Here is a 3797-nt window from a genome sequence, read left to right on the forward strand (position 1 = left end):
CTTGAGCTGTTCAAACGGATTCTCCTTATCCGGAGGGAACTGCATCAAGAACAACATTACTTGGCGAACAGAATGCAACCTGATGAACTCATGCAAGATCACTCGCCAGCAATGCATTGAAGGTCGAGCCACCCGCATCATTAATGGCATACCGACCACGCTTGATTGCTGGAAGTATCGGGTTGAGCACCAATGCACTCGACCCAATACGTGCAACGTCCTGCCCGCCGATTGCACCACGACGTCAACCCATTGCAGCCTCCAGCAAAACGGTGTGTGCATTGAGGAGAAAGTCAATAAATCCTGCCCACAGCGGCGCTGCAGTGCCACCCAATTAATCTGTGGAGAAGAGAGCTTTTGTCTGGATGGCGATTGCTTTGAAGCCATGGCGACCACTTCAAACCGCTTTAATGAAAGCACCTCAGCCTTAGCCGCGCTCGCAGAAGCCGCTGACGGTATGGGTAACCCACCGAAGATATTTACAGGCAAAGGCATGAAGTGCACAGACGCCGCTTTTGGTTTTGCCGACTGCTGTAAAGACGGCGGTTGGGGCACGAGTATTGGCATAGCCCAATGCAATGATGAAGAGAAAGCGCTCGGTCAAGCCAAAGAGCAAGGCATTACGATAGCCCTTGGCCGTTATTGCGCAGAAAAGGTCTTAGGCGCGTGTATCCGGGAAAAGAAGACCTACTGCGTCTTTGATAGCAAATTGGCGCGCATCATCCAAGAGCAAGGCTCGAAAGGTCAACTTGGCATCAGTCTGGGAACCGCCAAACACCCCATTTGCGGCGCCCTTACCCCCGAGCAGCTTCAAGACATAGATTTTGAACGCCTCGACTTTTCGGACTTCTACGACGACATGCACGGCAACACCAACCTGCCTTCGGCCACAGAAATCCAAGAGCGATTACACAGCGCTTATCGCCATTAACTTAATCAATGATGAGGACATGATATGGATCCCCTACTCCCTTTACTTGTGGCCACCCTGTCGACAACCGGGTTTGCCATCACCCTTATTCGGCATCTTCTGTTCAAACGAAAACTCCATCAGCTCAAGCAAGAAATGATGAGGCACCAACAACAGCGTGGCATTGATGAAGCACTTTGGACGTTATTTCACACGCGCACCCACAAGATGCTGAGTTTCTGGCAATAATGAGGTCACACCATGAAGGACTTATCCACAAAAACGGTGAACAACTCAATTAACCGATTAACAATCAAACCCCTACCGTTAATGTTGTTGGCTTTATTGGCCTTTCACAGTATCGCCGATGAGCCCCCCAAGGGGTGGCGCTGGTATAACGAGACCAAAGCGCCCAAAGTCCCTCCCAAAGAGGAGGAGAGCCTCCCCCCCAACAGCGTCTCTACCGTGATGAGCGCCACCGAGCAGATGCAATGGTTCCACCGCGCGTTTGATGAAGCGTTAAACGATGCCACCATTAACCCAACCGATGAAGAGAAAAATCTAAAATTGATGAAGCTGAAAAAATTCATCGATGGCAAGACCACGCAAACGGGCATGACCTTCAAAAAGCTCATCAACGAACACCCCGAATACTCGTACACCAAAGACCGCCCCACAGAGCAAGCCGCAAGAGCGACGTACTATCAAGGTATCCAACTCAAAAACGAAGCCACTGTGCGTCAATTGGTACAAGAAGGTTGGGGCCTCTACTTCATCTACGAAGGGCAAGACGCCTTATCTCAAACCCTAGCACCCTCAATCCAAGACTTTGCCCACCGGTACCACATCGAACTGGTCGGGATCAGCAAAGACGGTCAGACCTTTGAGACGATTAATGAAAACCGTATTGATAAGACAGGGCGTGTACAGGTGCGCTACACACCGGCTTTAATGCTGGCCAATATCCACACCAAAGCACTCAAGCCCCTCGCCTACGGCTTCATTTCACAAAAAGACTTGCTCTCTCGCTTTCACAACGTCGCGACCAATTACCAAGACAGCGACTTTTAACTTAAGGACGCCCCGATGAACGCTTTTATCCGCACGTTATTGTTGAGTACGCTGATGACGCTCGCCTCAACCTCCCTCACTCAAGCGCAACCCCCTCATGCGATGACAGGCCAATACGCCTTGGTGTTCTTCCATTTTAGTCAGTGCGCTGAGTGTCACCACTTTGCCCCAACCATGAAGCGGCTAGAGCAAACTACTCAACTACCTGTGTACGATTTCTCCTTTGACGGACAACCCATCCCCGGTTACGCGACGCCTATACCGACCAACTCTGACATCACCGCTGCGTTTTTTGGGGATCTCAAAAACGCCATTACGCCCGCCACGTTCTTAATCAACGTCAGCAATGGTAAGTACGTGCGTTTGAGTGAAGGCAATGTTCCATACACTGAGCTGCTTAAGAGCTACCAAGCCTTGCGCGCCGATGTGGCCATCATGGAGAGTTTACAATGACGCGACCTACCCTCCTGACTCTCTTAATGAGTCTTTCATGTTCACTTCATGCCGGCGGCTTGGGCGACGCCATGAACAGCTTTTGGGATGACAGCAGTTTTAACAGCAACATCACGAACCCAAGTGCCTATCAGGGTCAATCCGCCACCTACTATAATGCGGGCAGTTTGTTTGCTCGCACCAACATCAAAAACATTCAACTGGCCGCCATCACCTTGCCTTCTGTCAGCGCAGGGTGCGGTGGCATTGACGCCTTTATGGGCGGCTTTTCTCATATTAACTCTGACCAACTGGTGGCTTTTGGTAAAGCCGTCATTGCCAACGCCGTGCCCTTCGCGGTGGATTTAGCGCTGCAAACTTGGGCGCCGAGCATCAAAGAGAATCGGGACAAACTGCAAGCCATTGCTGATCAGTTCCTCACCACCTCGATGAACTCTTGCCAAGTAGCGCAATCGGCGGTCTCTGGTTTAGCGGCCTTTACCGATGGGGAAGCCAAGCGACATGCCTGCGCCACCCTAGGCACGCAAAGCAACGCTTTCGCTGATTGGTTAGAAGCGCAACACGAATGTCGCAACGTCCGTACCAACCAGAGCACACTGGCTAGCAACACCGATGACGCCACGGCGCACGCAGTGAAAGTGAACTTAAATGTGGTGTGGGATGCGCTCATGAAAAGCGCTTACCTTCAAGACAATCAAGAGGTCGCCGAGTTTATCGTAAGCCTCACTGGCACCGTCATTTACGACGCGCAGGGGACGCCAAGCTACATTCCGGCCATGTTAGTGGGTAACGACACCGCCATTAACGCCCTTTTGACCGGAGGGGATTTGGAGGTGTATCGATGCGACAACACCGAGACCTGCCTTTCGATGAGCCTAAGCGCCATCAGCCTAAATGAAAGCCAAGCCTTTAACGCCAAAGTGCGCCACACCGTCGATACGCTCTATGCCCACTTACAATCTGACCAACCTATCACCGACTCAGAGAAGAGCTTTGTTGAACTCAGTGACATTCCTATCTTAGCAATGCTCATTGATGATGCGCACCTCAACCTACAACCAGAAAGCCATTTATACGCTCAAAATATTGCCGCCGATCTCTTGCATGCCTATCTCAACAACATGCTGATGATCGTCAATCAATCCATGACCAACCTCGCTTCGGTTAACCCAACCGACGTCAATCGCACTCTCGAAGGCATCAACAGTGCAAGGGATTACTTACAAACCATTCGAGACCGTCACAAAACAAAATTGAACGCGTACTTAGCCCTCACTGAGCGCTTAAAACGCAAACGAAAGCTCCTTAGCCAATCGGCAAGTGACGCTACCCTATCGAACCTCACCTTTGGCCATTAAAGGAG

General features: G+C 51.0%; 5 protein-coding genes. All 5 read left to right on the forward strand.

The annotated features are described in order from the left end of the window. The coding region (traN, locus tag AB4653_RS17180; RefSeq protein WP_240800343.1) for a type-F conjugative transfer system mating-pair stabilization protein TraN at nucleotides 1-931 on the forward strand (931 nt) is incomplete at its 5' end. Nucleotides 932-955: 24 nt separating this feature from the next. Continuing rightward, nucleotides 956-1159, forward strand: a complete 204-nt coding sequence (locus tag AB4653_RS17185; protein ID WP_016799995.1) for a hypothetical protein — start codon at nucleotides 956-958, stop codon at nucleotides 1157-1159. A gap of 12 nt (nucleotides 1160-1171) precedes the next feature. Then, the gene (gene traF, locus AB4653_RS17190; RefSeq protein ID WP_170962716.1) at nucleotides 1172-1981 is read left to right on the forward strand and encodes a type-F conjugative transfer system pilin assembly protein TraF; all 810 of its coding nucleotides are present in this window, start codon (nucleotides 1172-1174) and stop codon (nucleotides 1979-1981) included. Between the two features lie 15 nt (nucleotides 1982-1996). Then, nucleotides 1997-2434 (forward strand): conjugal transfer protein TraF, encoded by a 438-nt coding sequence (traF, locus tag AB4653_RS17195; RefSeq protein WP_016799993.1) that lies wholly within the window; start codon nucleotides 1997-1999, stop codon nucleotides 2432-2434. Then, nucleotides 2431-3792, forward strand: coding sequence for a conjugal transfer protein TraH (locus AB4653_RS17200; RefSeq protein ID WP_102257493.1), 1362 nt, complete (start codon nucleotides 2431-2433; stop codon nucleotides 3790-3792). The genes traF (AB4653_RS17195) and AB4653_RS17200 overlap by 4 nt, the downstream gene beginning before the upstream one ends. Nucleotides 3793-3797 lie beyond the last annotated feature (5 nt).

The sequence above is a fragment of the Vibrio sp. 10N.222.48.A3 genome, assembly GCF_041475345.1.
GTDB lineage: Bacteria > Pseudomonadota > Gammaproteobacteria > Enterobacterales > Vibrionaceae > Vibrio > Vibrio tasmaniensis_A.